Consider the following 25579-nt stretch of genomic DNA (forward strand, 5'->3'; position numbering starts at 1 on the left):
GAGCCGGCTTGACCAGCGGGCGTTATGGGGTCAGCCTGGCCGGTGCACGCCGTCGAGCACCAGGGCGACGGCTTCGGCGGCGAAGCCGTCGCCGACCTTCATGCCGCGCAGCACGGCCCGCATCCACACCGCCCCGGCCAGCAGGTCCATGATGAGCAGCGGGTCGGCGGAGCCGGGCAGCTCGCCCCTGCGCGCCGCGCGTTCGAAGACCGCGCGCTCCCTGGCGAACCGGTCGGCGAAGAACCGCCGCCCGTCCAGCTCGGGATGGCGTACGGCGGCGGCCAGCGCGGCCACGGCGATGTCGCTGCCCGGCGGCTCGGTCAGCAGCCGCCGCACCCCCTCGACCAGCGCGACCAGGTCACCCCGCAGGCTCCCTGTGTCGGGCACGGTGAACCCCAGCACGTCGGACTCCACCAGCGCCGCCCCCAGCAGCGCCGCCTTCGACGGCCACCACCGGTAGATCGTGGTCTTGTTGACCCCCGACCGCTCGGCGACCCCCTCGACGGTCAGCCCGTCATAGCCCCGCTCGGCCACCAGCCGCAGGGTCGCGTCGAAGATCTCCCGCTGTTTCCTGGGTGCCATGAAGGTCATTCTCTCGCCGCGAACGCGGTGAGGACGCCCAGGCCCAGGTAGACGGTGCCGCTGACGTACTTCAGGGTCTTGGCGGCGCGGGTGAGGCGGCGGGAGAGGGCGCCGGCGGTGACGGCGTACAGGATGTCGGAGATCAGGCCGAGCAGCAGCAGCGTGAGGCCGAACACCACCACCTGGAGTGCGGGCGAGCCCGCGTCCGGGTCCACGAAGTGCGGCAGGAACGCCAGGAAGAACAGCGCCACCTTCGGGTTCAGCACGTTGACCAGCACGCCTTCGAGGAACACCTTGCCCAGCGGCTGCGGCTCGGGCGGGCCGGCCTGCTGGTCCTTGGCGGTGAACGCGCGGATGCCCAGGTAGACGAGGTAGGCGACGCCGGCCCACTTGATGACGGCGAACAGCGTGGCGGACTGCGCGATGACGTACGACAGGCCCAGGGCGGCGGCCGCGATGTGCACGAGCGTGCCGGCCTCCACGCCGAACGCGCTGGCCAGGCCGGCCGCCCGGCCCTGGGAGAGGCCGCGCGCGGTGATGTAGAGGTGGTTGGGGCCGGGGATGAGGACCAGGGCGAGGCTGGCCGTCACGAAGACGGCGAAGGTGGAGGGAGCTATCACGGAAGAGCAATCTAGGCCGGGTTTGGTCCGTCCAGGAGGGCCAATCCCGTGGGCGTTCCGTGGACCAATTTGTGGTCGGGCGAGCGTGGCATAGTTTGCAGACGTGAATGGTCTACTCGTCGGGCGCTCTGCTGAGCTGGCCGGACTCCTGCGGGCGCTGAGCTCGGCCGCCGATGGCGTGGCCGGCGTGGCGCTCGTCGGTGGAGACGCCGGCATCGGCAAGACCCGGCTCGCCGCCGAGCTGGCCGCCGCGGCCCGCACGCGCGGCTTCAACGTCCTGGTCGGCCAGTGCGCCGAGCTGGGTGACGCGCTGCCCTACCTGCCGCTGGCCGACGCGCTGCGCGGCGCCGAGCCCGTCGTGCGCGAGGCCGCCGCCGCCCACCCCATGCTGGGCCAGCTGCTGCCCGGCACGGAGAGCGCGCCGTCCGCCGGGCTCACCCAGCAGCGGCTGTTCGGCTCGCTGCTCGGGCTGCTGGCCGACGTGCAGCCGGTGCTGTTCGTCATCGAGGACCTTCACTGGGCCGACCGCTCCACCCGTGACCTGCTGGTCTTCCTCAGCCGCATGCTGCAGAGCGAGCGGGTCTGCGTGGTCGGCACCTACCGCACCGACGACCTGCACCGCCGCCACCCGCTCAGGCCCGTCCTCGCCGAGCTCAAGCGGCTGCCCACGGTGACGAGCGTGGAGCTGGGGCCGCTGGGCGCGGGCGAGATGGCCGACTACGTCGCCACGCTGGGCGAGATCGACGCGCAGAGCCTCGGGCTCATCGTCTCCCGGGCCGACGGCAACCCGTTCTACGCCGAAGAGCTCCACGCCGCCATGGCCGAGGGCGACAGCCTGCCCGACGAGCTGGCCAGCCTGCTGCTGTCCAGGGTCGAGGTGCTGTCGGAGGCCGGGCAGCAGGTGCTGCGGGCCGCCGCCGTGGCCGGCCGCCGGGTCGAGGACGACCTGCTGCGCGAGGTGTCGGGGCTGCCGCTCGCCGAGTTCGAGGAGGCGGTCAGGGAGATCGTCTCGCGCGGCCTGCTCAAAGTACGCGGCCACGGCTACGCCTTCCGCCACGCCCTGCTCCAGGAGGCCGTCTACACCGACCTGCTGCCGGGCGAGCGCACCCGGCTGCACGCCGCGTTCGCCCGCCTGCTCACCTCGCCGGCCGAGCTGGCCCATCACCACCTGGCCAGTCATGATCTGGCGGGCGCGTTCGCCGCCTCGGTCGAGGCGGGCAGGGCGGCCGAGCGGCTCGGCGCGCCCGCAGAAGCCCACAGCCACTACGACCGCGCGCTGTCCCTGTGGGAGCGGGTCGAGGACGCCGCCCGGCTGGCCGGGGCGAGCCGGGCCGAGCTGGCCTTCCGCAGCGCGGTCATGGCCGCCGACAGCGGCGACAAGCACCGCGCCGTGGCGCAGCTCCGCGTGCTGCCGCAGACGTCCGAGGTGAGCGAGCGGCTCGCCTACTACCTCTACGAGATCGACGACGAGGCCACCGCGGCCGAGGTGGCCGAGCGCGCCGTCGAGAGCGCGGACGAGCCGGCGGCGCTCTCCCGTGCCATGGCCACCCACGCCCGCGCGCTGCTGTGGGGCCCGCGCCACCAAGAGGTCGAAGAGCTGGCCACGAAGGCGCTCGAGCTGGCCCGCACGGCCGGCGCCAGAGACGCCGAGGTCGGGGCGCTGCTCACGCTGGCCACGTCCGTCGAGCTGCGCGGCGACATGCACCGCGCGCACGAGCTGGTCGAGAAGGCCACGGCAGGGCCCACCGGCGACCTCGCGATGGACCTGCGGGCCCGCTTCCACCACGCCCGCATCCACTACGAGCAGGGCGTGCTCGAACACGCCGCCGAGGTGGCCGACGACGGCATCCGGCTGGCCTCCGACACCGGGCTCATGTGGAGCACCTACGGCACCGACCTGCGGTTCCTGCGCTTCCTCATCCACTACGTCGCCGGCGAGTGGGACGCGGCGGAGACGATGGCGGCCGGGTTCGGCGCCAGGGTGGGCACGGTGCCGGAGGCGATCCTGTCGTCGTTCGCGCTGTTCGTCGAGGTGGCACGCGACCTGCCCGTGGTCGAGTCGCGGCTGAGCTGGCTGCGGCCGTTCTGGTCCGACCCGCTCGCCTCCTACATGTCGCGGGGGCTCGCGGCCGAGCACGCGCTGTGGCACGGCGACCCCGCCACAGCGCTCGACCACGTACGCGCGGTCCTCCCGGCGCAGATGCCCGGCGAGTCGGGCAACGTCCGCATGGCCGCCATCGGCCTGTGGGCCCTGGCCGAGCTCGGCACCACCGAGGGCGCCGACGACCTGCGCGCCCAGGCCAGGCTGGCCGTCGAGTCGGGCCCCACCGGCGGAGGCGGCCACCTCGGGCCCGAGGGCCGCGCGTGGGCGCTGCGCGTCGAGGCCGAGTGGCACCGCGTGCACGGGCGGCTCGACGTCGAGCTGTGCCGGCGCGTGGTCGAGGCGTTCGACTACGGCTTCGTCTACGAGGCCGCGCGGGCCCGCTGGCGGCTGGCCGAGGCGCTGCTCGCGGCGGGCGAGCGCGACGCGGCCCAGGCGGAGTGGGAGCAGGCCAGGGAGGCGGCGGGCAAGCTGCGGGCCGTGCCGCTGGAGAGCGCGCTGCTCGACTTCGGGCGGCGCGCCCGCTTCGGCTCATCCGGCGGGCAGAGCGCCGCCCCGCAGGGTGAGCTGACGGCCAGGGAGGCCGAGGTGCTGCGGCTGGTGGCCGAGGGGCTGACCAACAGGGAGATCGCCGAGCGGCTGTTCATCGCCCACAAGACGGTCAGCGTCCACGTGTCCAACATCCTCGGCAAGCTCGGCGTCTCCACCCGCACCCAGGCCGCCGCCACCGCCCGCCGCATCGGCCTGCTGCCCTAGACGGTCACCCGCCCAGTGCCGCGCGCTGCTCCGGGGTGAGCGGGCGGGTCGGCACGCCGCGCAGGAGGAGGAAGAGCTTGGCGGTCTCCTCCAGCTCCTCCACGGCGTCCAGGGCCGCGCCCAGGCTCGCGCCCGCGACGATCGGGCCGTGGTTGCTCAGCAGCAGCGCCCGGTGCGTACGCGCCTTCTCCTCCGCTGCCGGGCCCAGCGCCGCGTCGCCGGGCGCGTAGTAGGGCAGCAGCGGCAGCCGGCCGACCCGCATCGCGAAGTACGCGGTCAGCGGCGGCAGCGCGTCGTCCGGGTCGAGGCCGTCCATGCAGGACACGGCGGCCGCGCACGTGGAGTGCGTGTGCACCACCGCTTGCGCGTCCGGCCTGGCCCGCAGCAGCGCGGCGTGCAGGAACGCCTCCTTCGACGGCTTCGGCCCGCCCACGTGCGCGCCGCTCAGGTCGATCAGCGACAGGTCGGCGGCCTCGACCGTGCCCAGGCTGGAGCCGGTGGGGGTGACGAGGACGCGGTCGCCGACGCGTACGGACAGGTTGCCGGTGCTGCCGTGGGTCAGGCCGCGCGCGAACAGCGAGCGGGCGGCGGCCACGATGCTCAGGCGTTCCTTCTCGAAGGTCATCGGGACGCCTCCAGCAGCAGGCCGGGCTCGCCGAAGTTGCCGGACTTCAGCAGCAGCGAGAAACCGTTCGGGGTGTGGATCCATGGCACGCCGCGCGCCGCCTCCGCGCCGATCACGCCGCCCGGCGCGCCGAGCGCGCTCACCACGGCGCCCGAGGTCTCGCCGCCGGCCGAGATGACCCGGGTGACGCCCCGCTCCACGAGGCCGCGGGCGACGGCTCCGAGCGCCTGCTCCAGGATGCCGGCCGAGCGTTCCGTGCCGAGCGTCTGCTGGACGCGGCGCAGCGCCACCGGCTCCAGCGAGGAGTAGATGAGGGGCGCGCCCGCGCCGGGCGGCAGCCGGTCGTACCAGGCCAGGGCGCCGTGGGCCAGCGAGGCAGGGTCGCGGTCGGCCAGCGCGTCCAGCCGGTACGCCGGCCTGCCCGCCTCGATCATGACGGCGACCTGCTCCAGCGTACGGGCCGAGCAACTGCCGGCGAGCACCACGGCGGGCCCGGAAGGCTCAGGCGCGGGCGGCTCGCCGCCCTCGGCACGCGCGTGCGCCGCCGCCAGCCCGCCGGCCAGGCCCGCCGCGCCCGCCACCAGCCGCGCCCCCGCCAGCGCCCGCCCCGCCACCTCCAGGTCGGAGTCCTCCAGGGCGTCCACGAAGACGTAGCGCACGCCGTGCTCGCGCAGCTCGGCCAGCCGCTGCTGGACCGCGTGGCCGCGTACCTGGCCGAGCGTCACCACCCCCGCCCGGTACGCGCTCTGCGCCTCCAGCAGCCGCGGCAGGTACGAGTCGGTCATCGGCGTGAGCGGGTGGTCGCGCATGTGCGACTCGCCCAGCAGCACGTCACCGACGAACAGATAGCCGTTGTACTGCGTGCGGCCGTGCTCGGGCGAGCTGGGCGTCATCGCGACCAGCGGCACCTCCATGGCGTCGGCCAGCGCGTCCAGCACCGGCCCGATGTTGCCGTCACGGGTGGAGTCGAACGTCGAGCAGTACTTGAAGTAGACCTGCCGCGCCGCGCCGTGCGCCCGCAGCCACCGCAGCGCGCGCAGCGACCGCGCCACCGCGTCGGCCTTGGGGATCGTACGGGTCTTGAGCGCGATCACGACGGCGTCGTGCTCGGGCGGCTCGGTGCCCTGGGGCGGCAGCCCGAAGTAAAGGACGGTACGCAGGCCGCGGCGGCGCATCGCCACGGCCACGTCGGTGGCGCCGGTGAAGTCGTCGGCGATGGCGCCGATCATGGACGCCCCTCGGTGCGGGGGAGGTGGTCGAACATGAAGCCGACGTTATCGGCGCGAAAGTGGATCAATGACGACGGGGCGGAGTCGTCAGCTCGTGATCGTGGCGTCACGGATCCTGAAGTAGGACGTGTGGTCGGTCTGCAGGTACGCGTGGAAGCCCGGCGCCTTCTCCCCGGCCGTCTTGTCGGCGGTGACGATGGTCACCACCACGTACTTCCTGGACGCGCCCGAGAGGATCTTGCCGTACACGTAGTCGGAGTGCGCCTTGTCCTGGCGCCACGTGACCGCGTCCGACGAGAGCTTCGACAGGCGGTCGGCGGTGGTCTTGGCGGCCTGGTCGCTGGGGAACTCCATGATCAGCTGGACCGCCTTGAGGTGGCCGTTGTAGGCCGAGTACGCGAGCTGGACCGCGCGCTCGCACTTGTTCTTGCGCAGGACGCCGCCCTTGCCGTCCACCGGGGTGCACGTGTCGTAGGTCCAGCCGGCGACCTTGTCCGCCTTGAACTTGACCGTGCCCAGCGCGAAGTTCCAGTCGTCGAACTCGTCGTCGGTGATGGGGGAGCCGGGCTGGACCTGCCTCTTGGACGAGGTCGTGGTGGGGGACGGGGACGGGCTGGGCGTCTTCTCCTCGGTCTTCGAGGGCTTCGGGGTGGACGAGGTCGTGGGCAGGGCCACCTTGGCCGCGGGGTCGTCGCGGTTCAGGTAGAGGTAGGTGCCGACGCCCGCCAGAGCCAGCACGATGAGGCTGACCAGGCTCAGGACGGCGATGAGGACGCCCTTGCCGCTGCTCGAACCGGCCGGAGGCCCGTAGGGAGGGCCGCCCTGGCCGTAGGGCGGCTGGGTGTAACCCTGCTGCTGGTAGGCGGGCTGGGTGTTGGCGCCCTGATGGTGACCGGGCTGCGTGGCACCCGGGCCGGGCGGCCCGTAGCCCTGCTGCCCGTAGCCCTGCTGCCCGTAGCCGGGCTGGCCGTGATCAGGCTGGCCGTGATCAGGCTGGGGCCGGCCATAGCTCTGTGGAGGGCCGTATGGCGACTGGCCGTACTCCGGCTGTCCCGGCTGTCCCGGCTGGTTCGGGTGGGGTGGGCCGTAGGGCTGCGGGGGGCCGTACCCTTGCGGCGCCCCCTGGCCTGGCGCGCCGCCCCACGGGCCAGGCTGCGGGGGCTGCGGCTGCGGAGGGTATGCCATCCCCCCATTGTGGGGCAGCCCCTCACCTTCTGCCCCAAAGACCCCACCAATTGTGATGCCACGGCATGTCCTGGCTATGGCCCGTCGAGTACGTCCTACGCCGCGTCACCACCTGGAGCCGGCGCCTGGCGGCGGAACCTGCCGGGCGCGACGCCGTACTCGCGCTTGAAGGCGTTGCCGAACGCGAACTCCGAGCCGTAACCGACCCGCTCGGCCACCTCGGAGACCGGCGCGTCCGACTCGAGCAGCAGCCGCGCCGCCGTCGCGAGCCGCCACGACGTCAGGTACGCCAGCGGCGGCATCCCCACCAGCTCGGTGAAGCGACGGGCGAAGCCGGCCCGCGACAGGCCCGCCTGGGCGCCCAGCGACTCGACCGTCCAGCGGCGGTCGGGGGCGCGGTGCATGGCGTCGAGCGCGGGCCCGATGGCCGGGTCGGAGAGCGCGGCGGCCCAGCCACCGCACGTGCAGAGCTCGTTGGAGCTGAACCAGGCGCGCAGGACGTAGAGCTGCACGGCGTCGAGCAGGGAGGCCACGATCGTGTCGGCGCCTGGACGCGGGTTGTCGATCTCGCCGGCCAGCAGCTCGACGGCCGCGCGCAGCTCGGGGCGGCAGCCGAGGGTCGCGGGGAGGTGGATCACGGCCGGCAGCGAGCGCAGGATGGGGTGCGACACGCGGACGTCCAGCCGGTAGCCGCAGGTCAGGGTGACGGTCTCGGCGCCCGTGCCGCCCATGCCCGCCGAGGTGAACAGCTCGGGGTCGTCGTGGCTGCAGCCGCCGGGCGGTGGCAGCGGCTTCTCCGGGTCGTCGGTCAGCCCGTACGCGTCGCCGTGCGGAAGAAACACCACGTCGCCCACGCTGAGCGGGATGGGCTCGCCCGTGCTCGGGGCGAACCAGCAGGAACCGCGCAGCACGATGTGGAAGCTGGCCGAGCCGGGGGCGGAGGGGAACGCGTGGCTCCAGGGGGCGCGCCAGGAGATGCGGGCCGAGATCGGGCGGCCGGTCCGCATGAGGGCGACGACGTCGCTCAGGAGATCCATGCATGCAGTCTAAGAGCGTAGACGCTGACGTATAAAACGTGGACACCAGCGCATTCACCATCTCAGCACTACTGCCTACGGTGGTCAGCGGGCGGAAAACCCTTTGAGAGAGGAACGTTGACATGCCGAAGGTGGGCATCATCCTGGGCAGCACGCGTCCCGGACGCAACGGCGAGGCGGTGGCGCGCTGGGTGCACGAGCTGGCGGCCAAGCGCGGCGACGCCGAGTACCAGGTGCTCGATCTGCAGGACTACGACCTGCGCCACCTGGACGAGCCGACCCCCGCGGCCGCCGGGGTATACCACCACGACCACACCAAGAGCTGGTCGGCGGCCGTGGCGCCGCTGGACGCGTTCGTCTTCGTGACGCCCGAGTACAACCACTCGATCCCCGGCGTGCTCAAGGACGCGATCGACTTCCTGTACGAGGAGTGGGCGAACAAGGCGGCCGGGTTCGTCAGCTATGGGGTGGACGGTGGGGTGCGGTCCGTCGGGCACCTGCGGGACATCCTGGCGACGCTGCGGGTGGCGACCGTACAGATGTATGTGGCGCTCTCGGTCGCCACCGACTTCGAGAACTTCTCCGACTTCAGGCCCGCCGCCGGGCATGAGGAACGGCTGAACACCATGCTCGACCAGCTGCTGGAGTGGGATGCCGCGCTTCAGCCGCTGAGAGGATGACCTGAAAGAGGTATCTCTCCGGACAGTCGCCCCCCTCTACGAGAGCACGATCGTGAGCACGGGACCGCGCCCTCACGAGCCGGGGCGCCCGCGCCCGCCCGCAGGATCAGGCCGACCCCGACCGCATGGGTTCGTCGGACGGGCTGCTGCGCACCTTTATGGACATCGGCGCACTGCTGGCCGCCGCTGATGTAACCCATCATGGCCGTCGCCACCCTCGGCCCGCGTACCGCGGCCGGGGCGTGACCCACATCGTGCTCACGGGCGTGGCCACGAGCATCGGGCACCACCGCCGACGTCCTCGCCCTCCTGGCGAAGACCGGCTGAAGCGCCGGGCCGCCGCCCTTCGTGAGGGCGGCGGCGAGAACCGTCAGAGGGAGATGGCCTCCGGGCCCAGGAGGGCCTTGATGTCGGCGGCGAAGCTGGGTGCGGCGTTGACCGGCCACTCCGGCAGGGCCATGACCATCGTCTTGCCGGCCGGCCGGCGCAGGTTGATCTGGAGCGGGACCTGGCCCTGGTGGGTCTTCAGCACCTGGCGGAGCTCGTCGAGGAGGCTCGGCGTGATGCGTTCCTCGCGGAGCTGCAGGGTGATCGGGGCGCCGTTCTCGCTGTTGACGCCGGAGACGTCGATGAGCGTCATGTCCTGGGCGAAGACGCTGATCGCGCCGTCGCGGTTGTTGATCTGGCCGCGTACGGACACCACGATGTCGGGCCGCAGCTCGGGCCCGTACAGCTCGTAGTTGCGCGGGAAGAACAGGCACTCGACGGCGGCGTCCATGTCCTCGACGGTGATGATCGCCCAGGTGTTGCCGGCCTTGTTGACCCGCCGGTCGACCTTGGTGACGAGGCCCGCGACCTGGACGTCGCCGCGGTCCTCGCGGCCGCTGTCGAGCAGGTCGGCGATGGTGGTGTCGCGGTTGCGCGCGAGCAGGCGCTCGGTGCCGGCCAGCGGGTGGTCGGACACGTAGAGGCCGAGCATCTCGCGTTCGAAGTCGAGCTTGGTCTTCTTGTCCCACTCGCCCTCGGGCACGGCGATGGAGAACACCTCGTCGTCGCCGTCGTCGGCCAGGCCGCCGAACAGGGAGTCCTGGCCGTGGGCCTCGTTCTTCTTGATGTCGATGACGGACTCGACGGCCTGCTCGTGGATCATCAGCAGGCCCTTGCGCGGGTGGTCGAGCGAGTCGAACCCGCCCGCCTTGATCAGCGATTCGATGACCCTCTTGTTGCAGGCGGTCAGCGGCACCTTGGCGAGGAAGTCGTTGAAGTCGGTGAAGCGGCCCTTCTCGGTGCGGGCCTTGACGATGCCGTCCACGACGTTCTCGCCGACGTTGCGTACGGCGCCCATGCCGAAGCGGACCTGGGTGTCACCGACGGCGACGAAGTCGAGCTGGGAGTCGTTGACGTCGGGCGGCAGCACCTGGATGCCCATCTTGCGGCACTCGGCGAGGTAGACGGCCGCCTTGTCCTTGTCGTCGCCGACGGAGGTGAGCAGGGCGGCCATGTACTCGGCGGGGTAGTTGGCCTTGAGGTAGGCGGTCCAGTAGGCGACGAGGCCGTAGCCGGCGGTGTGGGACTTGTTGAAGGCGTAGCCGGAGAACGGCAGCATGACGTCCCAGAGCGCCTGGATGGCCTCGTCGGAGTAGCCGTTGCCGCGCATGCCGGCCTGGAAGTTCTCGAACTCCTTGGCCAGGATCTCGGGCTTCTTCTTACCCATGGCGCGGCGCAGCAGGTCGGCGCCGCCGAGCGAGTAGCCGGCCAGCTCGCGGGCCACCGCCATGATCTGCTCCTGGTAGACGAGCAGGTGGAAGGTGGGGCCGAGGATCGGCTCGAGCGCCTCTTTCAGCTCGGGGTGGATCGGCTCGATGTCCTGGCGGCCGTTCTTGCGGTGGGCGTAGTTGGTGTGGGCGTTGGCCGCCATCGGGCCGGGCCGGTAGAGGGCGAGGACTGCCGCGATGTCCTCGAACCGGGTCGGCTCCATGAGCTTGAGCAGGGAGCGCATGGGCCCGCCGTCGAGCTGGAACACGCCCAGCGTGTCGCCCCTGGCCATGAGCTGGTAGGTGGTGGCGTCGTCGAGCGGGATGGTGAGCGTGTCGAGCTCGATGCCGCGGTTCTGCTTGATGATCTTGATGGCGTGGTCGATGATGCCCAGGTTCCGCAGACCCAGGAAGTCCATCTTGACCAGGCCCATGTCCTCACACGACGGGTAGTCGAACCCGGTGATGACCACGCCGTCCTTGTCACGCATGTGCATGGGGATCAGGTCGAGCAGCGGCGTGGAGGACAGGATGACCGCCGCCGCGTGCACGCCGGTGCCGCGGATCAGGCCCTCGATGCCGCGCCCGGTGTCGATGACCTTGCGGACGTCGGGGTCGGAGTCGTAGAGGGCGCGGATCTCGGTGCCCTCGATGTAGCGAGGGTGCTCCTCGTTGAACAGGTCGGCCAGCGGCACGCCCTTGCCCATGACGTCCGGCGGCATCGCCTTGGTGATCTTGTCACCCATGGCGAACGGGTAGCCGAGGATGCGGCTGGAGTCCTTGACGGCGGCCTTCGCCTTGATCGTGCCGAACGTGTTGACCTGGGCGGTGTACTCGCTGCCGTACTTCTGGGTGACGTAGGCCACCATGCGGTCGCGCTGGCGGTCGTCGAAGTCGAGGTCGATGTCGGGCGGGTTGATGCGCTCCGGGTTGAGGAACCGCTCGAACAGCAGGCCGTGCTCCAGCGGGTCGAGCTCGGTGATGCGGGTGGCGTAGGCCACGATCGAGCCGGTGGCGCTGCCTCGGCCGGGGCCGACCGGGATGCCGTTCTCGCGCGCGTAGCGGCAGATGTCGGCCACCACGAGGAAGTAGGAGGAGAAGCCCATCGGGCCGATGACCTTCATCTCCGTCTCGTAGCGCTCCGTCACCTCGGCGGGGACGGGCGTGCCGTAGCGCATCTCCAGGCCGCGCTCGACCTCCTTGCGCAGCCACGACTCCTGCGTCTCGCCCTCGGGCACGTCGGGGTAGTCGGGCATGCGGTCGACGTGGGCGAACACGTCGCCGTAGTCGCCGATCATCTCCGCGACCAGCAGCGTGTTGTCGCACGCCTCGGGCAGCTCGGGGAACAGGCGGTACATCTCGTCGGCCGGCTTGAGGTAGTAGCCGGAGCCGTTGAAGCGGAAGCGGTTGGGGTCGTCCTTGTTCTTGCCCACGCCGACGCACAGGAGGCTGTCGTGCGCGTCGGCCTGGTCCTCGGTGACGTAGTGGGAGTCGTTGGTGACCAGCAGCGGGATGTCGAGCTGCTTGGCCAGCCGCAGCAGGTCGTCGCGGACCTCGCGCTCGATGTCGATGCCGTGGTCCATCAGCTCCAGGAAGTAGTTCTCCTTGCCGAAGATCTCCTGGTATTCGCCGGCCACCCGCACGGCCTCGTCATATTGGCCGAGGCGGATGCGGGTCTGCACCGCGCCCGACGGGCAGCCGGTGGTGGCGATGATGCCCGAGGCGTACTGCGAGATGAGGTCTTTGTCCATGCGGGGCTTGGAGTAGTAGCCCTCGAAACTCGCCAGCGACGACAGCCGGAACAGATTGCGCAACCCGTCGGCGTCCTTGGCCCACATCGTCATGTGGGTGAACCGGCCGCCGCCCGAGACGTCTTTCCCGCCCTCGCCGTCGGCCACGCCGGTCTCGGCCCGCTGCCCCCAGAAGACCGGCTTCTTGACGAACCGGTTCTCCGGCGCGACATACGCCTCGATGCCGATGATCGGCTTGACCGGGGAGCCCGAGGCGACCTTCTGGAACTCGTACGCGCCGAACATGTTGCCGTGGTCGCTCATCGCGATCGCCGGCATCTCCAGCCGCTCGGCCTCCTTGAACAGCGGCTTCAGCTTCGCCGCGCCGTCGAGCATGCTGTATTCGGTGTGTACGTGCAGGTGCACGAAGGACTTGCTCACCCGGTCCCCTAACCTTCGCCCCGGCCAGACTTACCGCATGAGCCTATTCCGTCCCAGCCCTCACTCGAAGCGCCGGAGAGGCCTCCGGCGACGGCCGTGACCCGATCGGCTGAGGTCAGCCGTAGCGCGTCAGCTCGTGGAAGAAATCGGGGACGGTGGCCAGCTCCCGCGCGTCGCGGACGGTGTCGTAGACGTGCTTGGCGACGGCCAGGTCCAGCACGCCCAGACCGAACGGCGAGAAGATCACCGGCCGGTCGGCGGGCGGCCGCAGCGCGCCGGTGAGCACGTCGTACAGCGTGCCCGCGACGAAGCCCCGGTGCCCGGTCAGCTGCTCGGCGAGGTGCGGCGAGGTGCCGGCCTTCATGCAGTGCTCGACGTCGTCCACCACGTTCCACGCCGACACGATGATCTCCGGCGACAGGTCGCGCAGCGAGACGTGCAGCACCAGCGGGTCGTGCGCCAGCCAGGCGGGGTCGGTGACGTGCGGCTCGCCGGCGACGGTGGCGAAGACGACCAGCTCGTACGAGCGGATCAGCTCTTCTGCCGTGTCGCGGACCCGGACCTTGCCGGCCCCGGCGCGCTCCAGATAGTCACAGAACCCCCGCGCGTGCCCCGCCACCAGATCGTGCACGCCCACCTCGTCGAAGGAGAACCCGGCCGCCACCAGATAGGTGTGGATGTACCGGGCGATCAGTCCCGTCCCCACGAACCCCACCCGGGCCGGGAGCCGCCCCCGCGCCGCGCTCAGCTCGGCCGCCGCCAGGGCCGCCGACGCCGCCGTACGCGAAGCGCTGATGATCGAGCTCTCCAGGCAGGCGAACGGGTAGCCGGTCTCCGCGTCGTTGAGCACCAGCACCGCCGACGCCCTGGGCAGCCCGGTGGCGACGTTGCCGGGGAAGCTGGAGATCCACTTGATGCCGTGCACGCCGACGTCGCCCGCCACCGACGCGGGCAGGCCGATGATGCGGGAGGAGGGCCGGTCGGGGAAGCGCAGGAAGAAGGAGTCGGGGTTGACGGTGGCGCCGGCGCCGTGCAGCTCGTACGCGCGGCGCACCACGTCGATCACCACGGTCTCGTCACCCGACAGCGCGCGGTGCACCTGCGCTCCCGGGATGACGGCGAAGGACGGTGACGCATCCATGTGCGGGCTCCTGTTCATGAGAGGCAACGAGAGAGGGGAACGTGAGAGGGGAACGTGAGAGGGGAACGTGAGAGGGAAATAGGTCTAGGCCCACCGGAAGTCAGGGCATCGCTCCACTGACGGCCCTGCCGGGCGCGGGCATCGTGGGTGCATGACGAGATCGATAGGGAAGTTCTGCTTCCAGCACCGCTGGAAAGTGCTCATCGCCTCCCTCCTGTTGATGGTGGCGGGTTTCGCCGCGGCCGGGTCGGTCGTCGGCGGGATGTCCGCGGTGCAGCAGCAGAACGTCTCCGAGTCGTTGCAGGCCAGGCAGCTGCTGGGCGAGGGCGGCTCGCAGGTCGTGCTGCTGGTCGAGGGCGTGGACCCGCAGGCGGAGGCGACCAGGGCCGCGCTGGCCCGTACCGCCGCCGCCGTCCGCGGGCTGGAGGGCGTCACCGGCGTGGACGAGCCGCGCACCGCCTCCGACGGCAGCGGCGTCATGATGGCCGCCGGGATCTCCAGAACCGGGGAGGAGGCGACCGCCTTACGCGTCGCCGACGCCCTCAGGAGCGCCGGCGACGGCCTGCCGGGCGCGCGGGTGCGCATCGGCGGTGACGCCTGGCTGCGGTACCAGACCAAGATGGCCGCGCAGACCGACATGCGGGACGCCGAGTTCAAGGCGCTGCCGCTGACGTTCGTGGCCCTGGTGATCGTCTTCGGCGGGGTGGTCGCGGCCGGGCTGCCGCTGATCACCACCATCGTCAGCGTCGGCGCGGCCTTCGCGGTGCTGCTGGCCATCTCGCAGGTGATCCCGCTGGACGGCAACGTCACCACCGTGGTCACCCTGCTCGGGCTCGGCCTGTGCATCGACTACGGCCTCCTGCTCGTCGGCCGGTACCGCGAGGAGCTGGTACGCCCGTACCGGCGGGCCGCGGCGGCCGGGGGCACGCGGATCAGCCTGGAGGAGCGGGCCAAGGCGGTCGAGCGGACCTGGGCCACGGCCGGGCGCACGGTGATGTTCAGCGCGCTGACGGTCGCGGCGGCGCTGACCGGGCTCATGGCGTTCAACGCCGTCGGTCTGCGCGCGGTCGCCGCGGGCGGCGCCGCCGTCTCGCTGGTCGCCATGCTGACCGCGCTGACCATGGTGGCCGCGCTGATGCGGCTGTTCGGCGGGCGCATCCACCCCTCGCGGCGGGCGCTGCGCGGCGAGGACCGCGTCGGCGGGTTCTTCGAGCGGCTGATCGGCCGGGTGCAGCGCTTCCCCGTGCTGGTCGCGGTGGGCATCGTGGTCGTGCTGGTGGCGCTCGGCGCGCCGATGCTGAACGCCAAGCTCGCCCTGTCGGGCACCAAGATCCTGCCGCCCGACCTGGAGTCGGTGCAGGTGACGAACGTGCTGGCGGCGAAGTACGGGCGTACCGACCGGCCGGCCGTGCTCGTGCTGGCGCGGACCGAGCCGGAGCGGCTGCAGCAGTGGGCGGAGCGCTGGAAGGGCGATCCGGCGGTCGTCCGCGTGGAGACCGCGCGGCCCGACGGCCCTGGACTGTCGTCCGTGGCGCTGGCCGTGCGCGGCGACACCCAGGGCCCGCCCGCCCGCGAGCTGGTCGAGCGGGTCCGCGCGGACCGGCCCGGCGACTTCCGCATCTGGGTCGCCGGCCAGGCCGCCGAGCTGGTGGACGTCAACGCGCTGCTGCGCGACGGCATGCCGGTGGCGCTGAGCGTCACCGCCGCCGCGATGCTCGTGCTGCTCTTCCTGCTCAGCGGGTCGATCCTGGTGCCGCTGACCGCGGTCGCCATGGCGGTGGTCTCGCTCGGCGCCACGTTCGGGGTGCTCGTGCTGGTCTTCCAGGACGGCTGGCTGTCCGGTGCGCTGGACACGCTGACCGTCGGAGGGCTGGATCCGTTCGCTCTCGCGGTCATCTTCGCCTTCGCGTTCGGTCTCTCGATCGACTACGAGGTGTTCCTGCTGGGCCGGATCAGGGAGCACGTGGACGAGGGCCTCGGCACCCGCGCGGCGGTCCGGGCCGGCGTGCGCGACACCGGGCGGATCATCACCTCGGCCGCGCTGCTGATGCTGGTGGTGTTCGGCACGTTCGGCATGGCCAGGATGGGCGACATCGAGCAGATCGGCATCGGGTTGTTCGTGGCCGTGCTGGTGGACGCCACCCTCGTCAGGTGCCTGCTGGTGCCGTCGGTGATGACGCTGATGGGCCGGGCCAACTGGTGGGCCCCGGGGCCGCTGCGCCGCCTGCACGCCCGGTTCGGGCTGCGGGAGGCGGAGCCCGCGCCACGCCCGCTCATCGAGGTGGGTCAGTCGGCGCGGACAGGGGGCTGAGGTGACCGCACACGCGGGGTCCGCCGGCCGGACGACCGGCGGACCGCACCGGTCACCAGCGCCATTCGCGCTGGTCGAGCAGGTGCTCGGCGGTGACGCCGTGCGCCTTCGCCCAGCTCAGGAACTCGTCGATCTGCTGCAGCTGGTACGAGCTCTCGTTGTAGCTGGTCGCCATGACGTGCCCCAGCCAGCTCTCCTCGCCCATGGCGTAGATGTACGCCTCGCGGGTGCCCAGCTCGGTCACGATGTCGGCCGCCTGCGCGGCGTCGGAGCCGGAGAGCTTGCGCGAGTCGCTCATCCGCTTGGGCACCGGCCGGGTCAGCAGCGCCTGGTAGAGCCAGGTCAGCGGCGCGCCGTCGCACTCCATGCCGAGGAAGGCCATGTCGGCCGTCCCCAGGTGGGAGCGGACGTGCCGGTAGAGCGCCGGGTCCACGCCGGAGGAGTCGGCCCCGACGAAGACGGACCGGCCGGCCAGGCGGATCCAGTAGGTGGACTTGGCGCGGATGTCGAGGCTGGCGTGCTCGCCGAGGAACGGCGCGGCCACCACCTCGCCGCCGGGGAAGGCCACCTCGTCGAAGGTGTCGACCTCGGTGACGTCCATGCCGAGCCGGCGCAGGTAGAGCGCGAGCGACGGGTCGGACAGGTTGCCGCCGGAGGAGCGCGGCACCACGACCGTGCCGATGCGGCCCCGCAACTGCAGCAGCGACTCCAGCACGATGTGGTCCTGGTGGCCGTGCGTGATCAGTGCGAGGTCGATGTGGTCGGGCAGGTCGTCGTAGGTGTAGCGGCCGGACGCCGTGGAGTCGCCGCTGATGAACGGGTCGGTGATGATCGCCGCCTCCGGCGACTGCAGCACCAGGCAGGCGTGGCCGAAGTAGCGGACCCGGCCGCCCGACTCGATGTGCCGCTCCGGCCGCCCGGGAGGCTCGGGCGCGAGCAGCCGGGCGAGGCCCGCGGCGGTCTCGTCGTCGGAGATCTCCAGCGCCTCACGCAGCGCGGCCGGCGTGGTGGGCCGCAGCCGGGCGCCGAACAGCGCGTCGATGCCCTGGTGCCGGAACGGCAGCGGCAGGTCCACCACGCCCGGGTTCGGCAGGCGCGGAGTGCTGAGGATGAACGGCCGCTCGATCCCGGTCTCCAGCGACAGCTGCACCGACTGGCGCGCCTCGATGAAGGCCGGGCTGTGGTAGATCAGCGGCTCGAGGAAGCGCAGCGACGGCTGGTTGTAGGTGTCGTAGACCAGCTCGACCAGGCCGGACAGGGCGGGCGGCAGCTTGGCGTAGAGCGGGGTGAGGTCGAAGCCGGTGGCGTTCTCCTCCAGCAGCTGCTCGGCCTGCGCGATCGACTCGGCGAAGTCCAGCATCGCCGCGCGCTCCGACCTGATCGCCGCGACCAGCGCCTTCACCTCGTCCGCCCGGCTCTCCGGCACGTTGACGAAGTAGCCGCCGCGCAGCTCAGGGTTGGCGCAGGCGGCGACGTGCGCGGGAGGCGACTCCAGGTACGACTCCAGCAGCGGCACCTGGAGGAAGGCCAGGTTCATCGACGCCTGGACCGGCGTGAACGTGTGCATCCAGGCGTAGAAGCGGTCCACCAGCGGTTCGATGATGGCGTTGGCGTGCAGATAGCGTAATTCGTGATCCATGTCGGCTCCCGGGTGACGTGTGATGATCCGTTAGGAGGCTTCCGCGCCGGTGGGGACGGCGACTTTCGGGCTCTCTCCGGACAGCAGCGCTTGGTAGACGGAGCGCAGGGTGGGGCTCGGGTCCACGCCGAGCTCCTCGGCGAGCAGCCGCCGGCCCTCCTGATAGACCGACAGCGCCTCCTCGCGGCAGCCCTCCTGGTCGAGGGCCATCATGAGCTGGGCGCGGAAGCGTTCCTGCAGGGGGTGCTGGATGACCAGGTCGACGAGTTCGGGGATCAGCCGGGTGTGCCGGCCGAGCGCCAGCTCCGCGTCGATGAGCGAAGACAGCGCAGTCAGGCGGGCCTCTTCGAGGCGCGGGCGCTCGATCTGGATGAGGTGTTCCGTGACGTTCGACAGCGCGGGGCCGTGCCACAGGCGTAACGCCGAGCGGAACCAGTTGACGCTCTCCTCGTAGCCGCCCAGGCGCAGCGCGCTGTGCCCGAACCTGACCCTGGACTCGAACAGCTCCAGATCGAGGTGACCGTGACAAACCTGCAGCAGATAGCCGGGGTGGTGCCGCCGGATCGTCACGGCGGGCGCGAGTTGCTTGCGCAGCCGCGACGCGTAGGTATGGATCTGGGCGCTGGCGGTGGCCGGCGGCCGGTCACCCCACAGCAGCTCACCGAGCCGCAGATCCGACACCACCTGGCCCCGCTGGAACAGCAGCGCCGCGAACATCGTGCGCTGCTTCGACCCCTGCAGCGCGATCTCGCGCTCCCCTTGCCACGCGGTCACCGGACCGAGAACCCTGAACTCCAGTCGCGAATTTTCCATGTCAAGCAATCCACGTCGATTCGTGAACATGGATCCCCCTTGTCGTGGGTGGATGTACGGGCGGCTGCCGGTCTTGCGCGCGGACTCTGCTACGGTTCGCACGACCGCGATCGCGGGTTGTTTTCGACCGGCGCGACGCCCGGGCACCGGCAGTCGCCCCCGTTCGCCGCCCATGGCTTCCGAGACTAGGTGTGCGGCTCTGGCCTGTCCAGGGTCGCCGCAAATATAGACGCCATATAGCGGCGTGTCACATAATGTCGCTGCCATTTATCGCATCCGATTCTTTCCGAATCCGCCGGCGACGCGTCACCCCAGCTCGGCGCGGGGAGGGCACCGGAGATATAAGCCGCGTATAGCTCGCCCCGGCACGATGGAAATGTGCTGAGAGAGCAGAGTCGCGGGGTGAACGGAATACTCGGAACCATCGGGAACACGCCGCTGATCAGACTGGACCGATTGTCCGCGGACACGGGGGTGAACCTGTTCGCAAAACTCGAACGGTTCAATCCGGGCGGCAGCATCAAGGACCGCACCGCACTCAACATGGTCGTCGGGAAGATATACAGCGGAGAAATCGTGCCGGGCCGGTCGGTGGTCGTCGAATCCAGTTCGGGAAATCTCGGCATCGGGCTGGCGCAGATCTGCCGCTATTTCGGCCTGCGTTTCGTGTGCGTGGTCGACCCGAAGACGACCCGGCAGAACATCGAGATACTCAAGGCGTACGAGGCGTGCGTCGAGGTGGTCACCGAGCGCGACCGCGAGACGGGCGAATACCTGCCCACGCGGCTGCGCAGGGTGCGCGAGATCATGGCCGCCGAGCAGCACGCCTTCTGGCCCAACCAGTACGCCAACCCGCTCAACCCGCAGGCCCACGCGACGACCATGAGGGAGATCGCCGACGCGCTGGACGGGCGGGTCGACTACCTGTTCTGCTCGGTCAGCACCTTCGGCACGCTGCGCGGCTGCGCCGAGTACGCCCGCGGCAACGCGCTGGGCACCACCGTCGTCGGCGTGGACGCGGTCGGCAGCGCCATCTTCGACGGCGAGCCTGAGCCCCGGCTGATCTCGGGCCACGGCGCATCCGTCGCGCCCGCGCTGCTGGACCGGCGGCTCGCCGACGAGGTCGTGCACGTCTCCGACCTCGAATGCGTGGTCGGCTGCCGGCGGCTGATCCTGCGGGAGGCGATCCTGGCCGGCGGCTCGTCGGGGGCGACGGTCGCGGCGCTGGAGAAGCGCGGCCCGCACCTGCCGCGCGGGGCCAACTGCGTGCTGATCTTCCCGGACGGCGGCGACCGCTACCTGGACACCGTCTATTCGGACGAATGGGTCACCGAGCACTTTGGCGAGGTGTCCCACCTGTGGAAGAGCCCAGACAGGGCGGCCCCGGGCGCGGACGACGCGGTCGCCCCCGAAGGAGGGGAGGCCGCATGCGGCATCTGATCTCGATCGACGACCTCACCGACGACCAGCTGCGGCACATCGTCGAGCGCGGCGCCGGCTTCGCGACCGGCCGCAACGGCGCCGCCCGGCCGCTGGCGGGCCAGGTGGTCGGCGTGTACTTCCGCCGCACCTCCACCAGGACCAGGACCGCGTTCGCCAGCGGCGCCCTGCGCCTCGGCGCGCACATCATCGCGTACGGGCCGGACGACCTGCAGACCAACACCGGCGAGACCACACAGGACACCGGCAAGGTGTTCGCCCTGATGCTGGACGCCCTGGTGGCGCGCACGGCGGACGACCCGGCCGAGATGCGCGGCTGGGCCGACCAGGACCGCATGTCGGTGATCAACGCGATGAGCTCCGACGAGCACCCCACGCAGGCGCTGGCCGACCTGGTCACGCTGCAGCGCCGCTTCGGCGCCGTGGACGGCCTGCGCGTGCTGTACGTCGGCGAGGGCAACAACACCGCCACCGCCCTGGCGCTCGCGCTGGCCCGCTTCTCTGACGTCGAGCTGGAGTTCCGCACCCCGCCCGGCTACGGCCTGCCGGAGGAGCTGCTCGGCCGCGCGGCCGAGCGGGCGCGGCGCACCGGCTCGTCGGTGACCGAGCGGCACGACATGGACGAGGGCACCGCCAAGGGCTTCGACGTCGTCTACACCACGCGCTGGCAGACGACGGGGACCAGCAAGCCCGACCCCGACTGGCGGCGGACCTTCCAGCCGTTCCAGGTGACGGAACGCCTGTGGGAGGGCAACCCGGAGGCCGTCTTCATGCACGACCTGCCGGCGCACCGCGGCGAGGAGGTCACCGCCGAGGTGCTCGACGGCCCCGCCTCCATCGCCTTCGAGCAGGCCGCGGGCAAGCTGCACAGCGCGATGGCGGTGCTGGAGTGGTGTCGGGCGGGGTGAGCGCCCGCGGCGGCGTGCGCAACCCCGACTTCCTGAAGCTGTGGGCCGGGGCGGGCCTGAACCACCTCGCGGTCCGGGTGGGCGGCATCACGTACCCGCTGCTGGCGCTCTGGCACTCGGGCTCGCCCGGTGTGGCCGGGCTGGTGATGGCCGCCGTGCTGCTGCCCAACCTGGTCGTCCAGCTGCCCGCCGGGGTGCTGGTCGACCGGCTCGACCGGCGCCGGCTGATGCTCTGGTGCGACGTGGGCTGCGTCCTCGTGACCGGCTCCGTCGGCGGGGCGCTGCTGGCGGGCGCGTATTGGACGGCGCACCTCGCGGTGGCGGGTTTCCTGCACGGAGCGCTCTGCGTCGTCCACGCGCTGGCCGAGCAGGCGGCGGTGCGTCACGTGGTCGGCGCGGACGAGCTGCCCGTCGCGCTCGGCAGGAACGAGGCCAGGTCACGCGGCGCCGCGCTGCTCGGCCAGCCCGTCGGCAGCGTGCTGCTCGCGGCCGGGCGCACGCTGCCGTTCCTGTTCGCCGCCGCCGCCCATCTGGTCTCGCTCCTGCTGCTGCTCATGATCAGAAGGGACCTCCAGGACAGCCGCGGCCCGGCGGCCGAGCCGCCGCTGCGCGCGGTGCGGACCGGCGCCGCGTGGCTGTTCGCCCGGCCGTTCCTGCGCACGCTGGTGCTGCTGCTGTCGGCGTCCAACGTCGTCTTCCAGGCCGTCACGCTGGCGCTGATGGAGATCGTGGTGCGCGGGCACGGCCCGGTCGCGCTCGTCGGCGTGATCACCGCGCTGAGCGGGCTCGGCGGCATGGCGGGCGCGCTCACCGGGAGCTGGTGGGCGCGCAGGGCGGGCCTGCGCCCGCTGGTGATCGGCGCCTTCGCGCTGTGGTCCCTGGTGATCGCCGCGCTCGCCGTCAGCACGTCGCCGCCCGTGCTCGCGCTGCTCTACACGCTCATCGGGTACGCGGGCGGCGCGATCAACGTCTCCGGCCACGTCCGGCTGGTCCAGGTCACCCCCGACGCGCTGCTCGGGCGGGTGACCAGCGTCGCCCTGCTGGTCGGGATGGGCCCGGCAGCCGCCGGCTCGCTGGCGGCCGGCCTGCTCCTGGACGCGGCGGGGACCACGCGCACCGTGCTCGGCATGAGCGCGGCCATGGCGCTGCTCGCGGCGGTGGCCGCGCTGAGCCCGGCGCTACGCGGCGAGCCCACGGCTCGCGCACAGAACAGAAGGGGAAAGTGATGTCGGTAAGAACACCACGCATAGCCGTCCTGGGGGCCGGGATCGGCGGGCTCACCGCCGCCGCGACCCTCCTGCGGCAGGGCTTCGACGTGGACGTCTACGAGCAGGCGACCACGCTGCGGGAGGCGGGCGTGGGCCTGCACCTGGGCTCCAACGGCAGCCGCATCCTGCACAGGCTCGGCCTGGCCGCCGGGCTGGACGCGGTCGCGGTGCGGCCGGCCGCGCTGGAGGTGCGCGGCTTCGACGACGGCCGGGTCTTCGCCAGGCAGCCGATGGGGGCGGCGTGGGCGGATGAGCACGGGGCCCCGTACTACACCGTCCAGCGCTCCGACCTGCTCGGGCTGCTCGCGGGGCTGGTTCCCGAGCGGCACCTGCATCTCGGGCGGCGCTGCACCGGCTTCGCCGAGGACGCGGACGGCGTGCGGCTGAGCTTCGAGCGGGGGCCGGCCGCCGAGGCGGACGTGCTCATCGGCGCGGACGGCGTGCACTCGGTCGTCAGGCGCGCCGTAGCCGGGCCCGAGACACCGGTCTCGTCGGGGTCCGTCGCCTATCGCGGGGTCGTGCCCTTAGACGCGCTGCCGGGGCTGGCCCGCGACACCATGTTCGTCTGGCTCGGGCCCGCCTCGCGGCTGCTCGGCTATCCCGTGGCCGGCGGGCGGCTGCTCACGTTCGTCTCGATCGTGCCCGAGGACGGGGAGGGCGAGGCCGAGTCGTGGAGCGCGTACGGCGACGCGCGGGCCGTGGCCCGGGCACTGACCGGCTGGGAGCCCGACGTGCGGCGCATCGTGAGCGCGATCGACGCGGTCGGCCGGTGGGTGCTGCGCGACAGGGCGCCGCTGGAGCGGTGGAGCACGGCGCGTACGACGCTGCTCGGCGACGCCGCCCACCCGATGCTGCCGCACCACGGCCAGGGCGCCAACCAGGCCATCGAGGACGCCGCCGCGCTCGCGCTCTGCCTCGGCCAGGCGCCGCGCGGCCCCGGCTGGCCCGAGGCGGCCCTGCGCCGCTACGAGCAGGTACGCCGCCCGCACACCACGCGGGTGCAGCTCGGCTCGCGCGGCGGCGGCTCCCTGCGGCTGCACGCGCAGGAACCGGCCAGGGTGCCCTGCTCGACCCCGCTGCCCAGGCCCGCCGCGCCGCGCGGCAATGGACTCGGCTCGATGGTCGAGGACGTCGGCTGGATCCAGAGCTACGACGTCGAGGCCGCCCTGACCGGGTCCTGACGAGATCCGGGCGTATAGGGCAGGTATGGGGGTCCTTCCTATCGTTCCTGCGAGATTGACGGATCGGCCGTCGGAGGGCGGGAGACGTGGAAGAGCCGCAGTCAGCGCGGTCAGCACGGTCAGCGCAGCCAGCGCGGTCAGCGCAGCCGGCACGTGACGGCGGCGGTGACCCTGGGCAGCCGCCGGCCGCGCACCAGCGGCGCTTCCTGGTGCGGGCCGACGCAGGCGCCCGTTCGCTGGCCGGGCACTGCGCCCGGTGGCAGGAGGCGTACATCGGCGCGGTGTTCGTGTCGGTGGGGCCGGAAGGGGAGCCGGCCGAGCTGGTCGAGATGTTCCTCGCGGCCGGCTGCCTCGGGCGGCTGGTCACCTTCTACCAGCCGCACCTGGTGCCCGAGCTGGCCGAGCTGGCCGGGCTCGCCGAAACGACCTGGCGCGCCGCCCGCCCGCACGGAGCCGCCTCGGAGGCGTACTGGATGGAGGTGGCGGAGGTGCTCGCGGTGGGGGCGACCGAGACGGCCGGGTTCGGCCAGGACGTCATCGAGCGGGCCGCCGCGACCGCGACGCTGCTGAACGGCGCGCTGGGCCGCGGCGAGCTGCCCGCCCCGAAACCGCTGCCCACCCCGAAACCGCTGCCCGCCCCGCCCGCGAACGGCGCCCCCGTAGGGCCGCCGCCTGCAGGGGGGACGGCCGCGCGGCTGCTGCGCGAGGGGGCCCGGCTGGTGTCGCTCGAATGCGAGCAGCGCATCGAGGCCTTCCACGACCTCGGCGACACCTATCCCGCTACTCCTGCTCCGGAGGCTTCGTGAAGACTTCCACGATCGTCAGGACCGTCCTCGACTTCGACGTGGCCGAGTACGTCACCGCCGCCCGCGTCGCGGGACGCCGCTACCTGGACCCGGCGCTGCGCGGCCGGATGGCCGACCTGTACGTCGACCTGCACGCCCTGCTGACCGGCTCGCCGGCCACGCTGGACCGCCGGGAGCTGCGCGTGCTCAGGCTGGCCGAGCTGGCCCTGCAGAGCGAGTGGAAGCTGGCCGCGCGCACGGGCGAGGGCGTCGAGCCCGGCGGACCCGAGGGCCCCAGGGGCACCCGCTACCAGCCGTACAGCAACGTCAGGCTGCTCAACCACGCGCTCGGCACCCGCAGGCACGCCAGCGACGCGGTGGTGGAGCGGCACTGCCGCCAGGCGCTGAAGTACCTGGTGGACTCCTGGCTCGGCTACGAGCGCCGCACGGTGCGCGGCGAGGAGACGTGGGGCCGGCTCGACCTGCCCACGCCACGCGAGTCGGAGGAGCGGCTGCGCCGGCTGGAGGCACTGCGCGCGGCCATGCGGCCGTGGCCCGCGCTGCTCGAACCCGGGCCCGCGCCGCCGTCGCGCTGGGAGGACTATCTGGGCGAGGCGGGGCGGGCGCGGATCCTCGAATACCTCATCAACCTGCCGCAGAGCGACAAGCACGAGGAGAACGTCTTCCTGCGCGTCATCCACCTCACGGAGGCGGCCACGTCGGGCATCCTCGCGCGTACGGTCGCCGCCAACACCTGGCTGGAGTCCGGCGGCTACGGCGCCGCCGTGCGGTGCCTGGCGCTCGCGACGGAGCTGGCCCTGCTGCAGATCGACATCATGCTGGTGCTGCGGCGCACGATGTCGGTGGAGAGCTTCCTCGGCTTCCGCAAGGACACCGAGAACGCCAGCGCCATCCAGATGGCCTCCGCCCAGACGCTGCAGATCCACCTGCTCGGCGTGCACCCGCGCAAGGTCGAGGCGCTCGGCGGCATCGAGGAGAACGCCTTCCTGCTGCTCTACCTCAACCGCCACTTCCAGCCGCTCAGGTCGCTGCTGCAGCGGCTGGAGGAGACGGACGAGACGCGGCCGGTGTTCGCCGCCGCGCGGGAGCTCGACGAGGCGTTGTTCCGGTGGCGGCGGCTGCACCTCGGGCTCGCGCACCGCTATCTCCCCAAGGACGTGATGGGGTCCGGCGGCACGGTGGGGGCGCCGTACCTGTCGGGGTTCTACCACGATCGGATCTTCGACGCGGAGGGCCGGCTGTTCCCGCATCCCGTGCCGCTCGCGATGCCGCCGATCGACGAGCGGGTCAGGGCCCGCTCCGTCTTCTCCCCGCTCAACTGAGCGATCAGGA

At 72.0% G+C, this 25579-nt stretch carries 19 protein-coding genes; 9 read left to right on the top strand and 10 right to left on the bottom strand.

The annotated features are described in order from the left end of the window. Window positions 1-30: 30 nt before the first annotated feature. Together ABZW11_RS01950 and ABZW11_RS01955 are read right to left on the bottom strand one after the other, a co-directional pair. Window positions 31-582, bottom strand: coding sequence for a TetR/AcrR family transcriptional regulator (locus ABZW11_RS01950; protein ID WP_355411582.1), 552 nt, complete (start codon window positions 580-582; stop codon window positions 31-33). Window positions 583-587: 5 nt separating this feature from the next. After that, complete coding sequence (locus ABZW11_RS01955) at window positions 588-1202, bottom strand: LysE family translocator (protein WP_355411584.1); 615 nt, start codon at window positions 1200-1202, stop codon at window positions 588-590. 103 nt (window positions 1203-1305) lie between these two features. Here ABZW11_RS01955 and ABZW11_RS01960 point away from each other — a divergent pair, with 103 nt between their 5' ends. After that, the gene (locus ABZW11_RS01960; protein ID WP_355411586.1) at window positions 1306-4059 is read left to right on the top strand and encodes an AAA family ATPase; all 2754 of its coding nucleotides are present in this window, start codon (window positions 1306-1308) and stop codon (window positions 4057-4059) included. A gap of 4 nt (window positions 4060-4063) precedes the next feature. On the opposite strand, the gene otnC is transcribed toward ABZW11_RS01960, so the two are convergent. From otnC to ABZW11_RS01980, 4 genes are all read right to left on the bottom strand, one after another. Further along, on the bottom strand, window positions 4064-4684 hold the full coding sequence (otnC, locus tag ABZW11_RS01965) for a 3-oxo-tetronate 4-phosphate decarboxylase (RefSeq protein WP_355411588.1): 621 nt from the start codon (window positions 4682-4684) through the stop codon (window positions 4064-4066). Further along, complete coding sequence (gene otnK, locus ABZW11_RS01970; RefSeq protein ID WP_355411590.1) at window positions 4681-5913, bottom strand: 3-oxo-tetronate kinase; 1233 nt, start codon at window positions 5911-5913, stop codon at window positions 4681-4683. Before otnK ends, otnC begins: the two co-directional genes overlap by 4 nt. Before the next feature lie 87 nt (window positions 5914-6000). Next, entirely contained in the window at window positions 6001-7098 is a 1098-nt protein-coding gene (locus ABZW11_RS01975; protein ID WP_355411592.1) for a hypothetical protein, read from the bottom strand. 95 nt (window positions 7099-7193) lie between these two features. Continuing rightward, entirely contained in the window at window positions 7194-8135 is a 942-nt protein-coding gene (locus ABZW11_RS01980; protein ID WP_355411593.1) for an AraC family transcriptional regulator, read from the bottom strand. Between the two features lie 122 nt (window positions 8136-8257). Between ABZW11_RS01980 and ABZW11_RS01985 the strand changes: the two genes are divergently transcribed. Then, window positions 8258-8815, top strand: a complete 558-nt coding sequence (locus tag ABZW11_RS01985; RefSeq protein ID WP_355411594.1) for an NAD(P)H-dependent oxidoreductase — start codon at window positions 8258-8260, stop codon at window positions 8813-8815. 370 nt (window positions 8816-9185) lie between these two features. Here ABZW11_RS01985 and dnaE read toward each other — a convergent pair whose 3' ends face one another. After that, window positions 9186-12740 (bottom strand): DNA polymerase III subunit alpha, encoded by a 3555-nt coding sequence (dnaE, locus tag ABZW11_RS01990; RefSeq protein ID WP_355411597.1) that lies wholly within the window; start codon window positions 12738-12740, stop codon window positions 9186-9188. Window positions 12741-12855: 115 nt separating this feature from the next. Then, window positions 12856-13881, bottom strand: a complete 1026-nt coding sequence (gene sbnB, locus ABZW11_RS01995) for a 2,3-diaminopropionate biosynthesis protein SbnB (RefSeq protein WP_355411599.1) — start codon at window positions 13879-13881, stop codon at window positions 12856-12858. A 151-nt stretch (window positions 13882-14032) separates the two neighbouring features. Between sbnB and ABZW11_RS02000 the strand changes: the two genes are divergently transcribed. Further along, the gene (locus ABZW11_RS02000; protein ID WP_355411600.1) at window positions 14033-16192 is read left to right on the top strand and encodes an MMPL family transporter; all 2160 of its coding nucleotides are present in this window, start codon (window positions 14033-14035) and stop codon (window positions 16190-16192) included. 52 nt (window positions 16193-16244) lie between these two features. On the opposite strand, the gene ABZW11_RS02005 is transcribed toward ABZW11_RS02000, so the two are convergent. Together ABZW11_RS02005 and ABZW11_RS02010 are read right to left on the bottom strand one after the other, a co-directional pair. Further along, window positions 16245-17831 carry an MBL fold metallo-hydrolase gene (locus tag ABZW11_RS02005; RefSeq protein ID WP_355411602.1) on the bottom strand — a complete coding sequence of 529 codons (1587 nt, stop codon included), beginning with the start codon at window positions 17829-17831 and terminating at the stop codon, window positions 16245-16247. A gap of 30 nt (window positions 17832-17861) precedes the next feature. Further along, complete coding sequence (locus tag ABZW11_RS02010; protein WP_355411604.1) at window positions 17862-18605, bottom strand: AfsR/SARP family transcriptional regulator; 744 nt, start codon at window positions 18603-18605, stop codon at window positions 17862-17864. A 441-nt stretch (window positions 18606-19046) separates the two neighbouring features. Here ABZW11_RS02010 and sbnA point away from each other — a divergent pair, with 441 nt between their 5' ends. The 6 genes from sbnA to ABZW11_RS02040 all read left to right on the top strand — a co-directional run bounded on the left by sbnA (window position 19047) and on the right by ABZW11_RS02040 (window position 25569). Then, window positions 19047-20084 carry a 2,3-diaminopropionate biosynthesis protein SbnA gene (sbnA, locus tag ABZW11_RS02015; RefSeq protein WP_355411606.1) on the top strand — a complete coding sequence of 346 codons (1038 nt, stop codon included), beginning with the start codon at window positions 19047-19049 and terminating at the stop codon, window positions 20082-20084. Then, window positions 20072-20992, top strand: a complete 921-nt coding sequence (locus tag ABZW11_RS02020; protein ID WP_355411608.1) for an ornithine carbamoyltransferase — start codon at window positions 20072-20074, stop codon at window positions 20990-20992. Before sbnA ends, ABZW11_RS02020 begins: the two co-directional genes overlap by 13 nt. Continuing rightward, a complete protein-coding gene (locus tag ABZW11_RS02025; RefSeq protein WP_355411610.1) occupies window positions 20989-22218 on the top strand; it encodes an MFS transporter in 1230 nt (409 codons plus the stop codon). Before ABZW11_RS02020 ends, ABZW11_RS02025 begins: the two co-directional genes overlap by 4 nt. Next, window positions 22218-23441 (top strand): FAD-dependent monooxygenase, encoded by a 1224-nt coding sequence (locus ABZW11_RS02030; RefSeq protein ID WP_355411612.1) that lies wholly within the window; start codon window positions 22218-22220, stop codon window positions 23439-23441. The genes ABZW11_RS02025 and ABZW11_RS02030 overlap by 1 nt, the downstream gene beginning before the upstream one ends. 209 nt (window positions 23442-23650) lie before the next feature. Then, complete coding sequence (locus ABZW11_RS02035; RefSeq protein WP_355411614.1) at window positions 23651-24247, top strand: hypothetical protein; 597 nt, start codon at window positions 23651-23653, stop codon at window positions 24245-24247. Next, window positions 24244-25569 (top strand): hypothetical protein, encoded by a 1326-nt coding sequence (locus tag ABZW11_RS02040; RefSeq protein ID WP_355411616.1) that lies wholly within the window; start codon window positions 24244-24246, stop codon window positions 25567-25569. The genes ABZW11_RS02035 and ABZW11_RS02040 overlap by 4 nt, the downstream gene beginning before the upstream one ends. Window positions 25570-25579: the final 10 nt, after the last annotated feature.

This window comes from Nonomuraea sp. NPDC004580 (genome assembly GCF_040609855.1).
Taxonomy (GTDB): Bacteria; Actinomycetota; Actinomycetes; order Streptosporangiales; family Streptosporangiaceae; genus Nonomuraea; species Nonomuraea salmonea.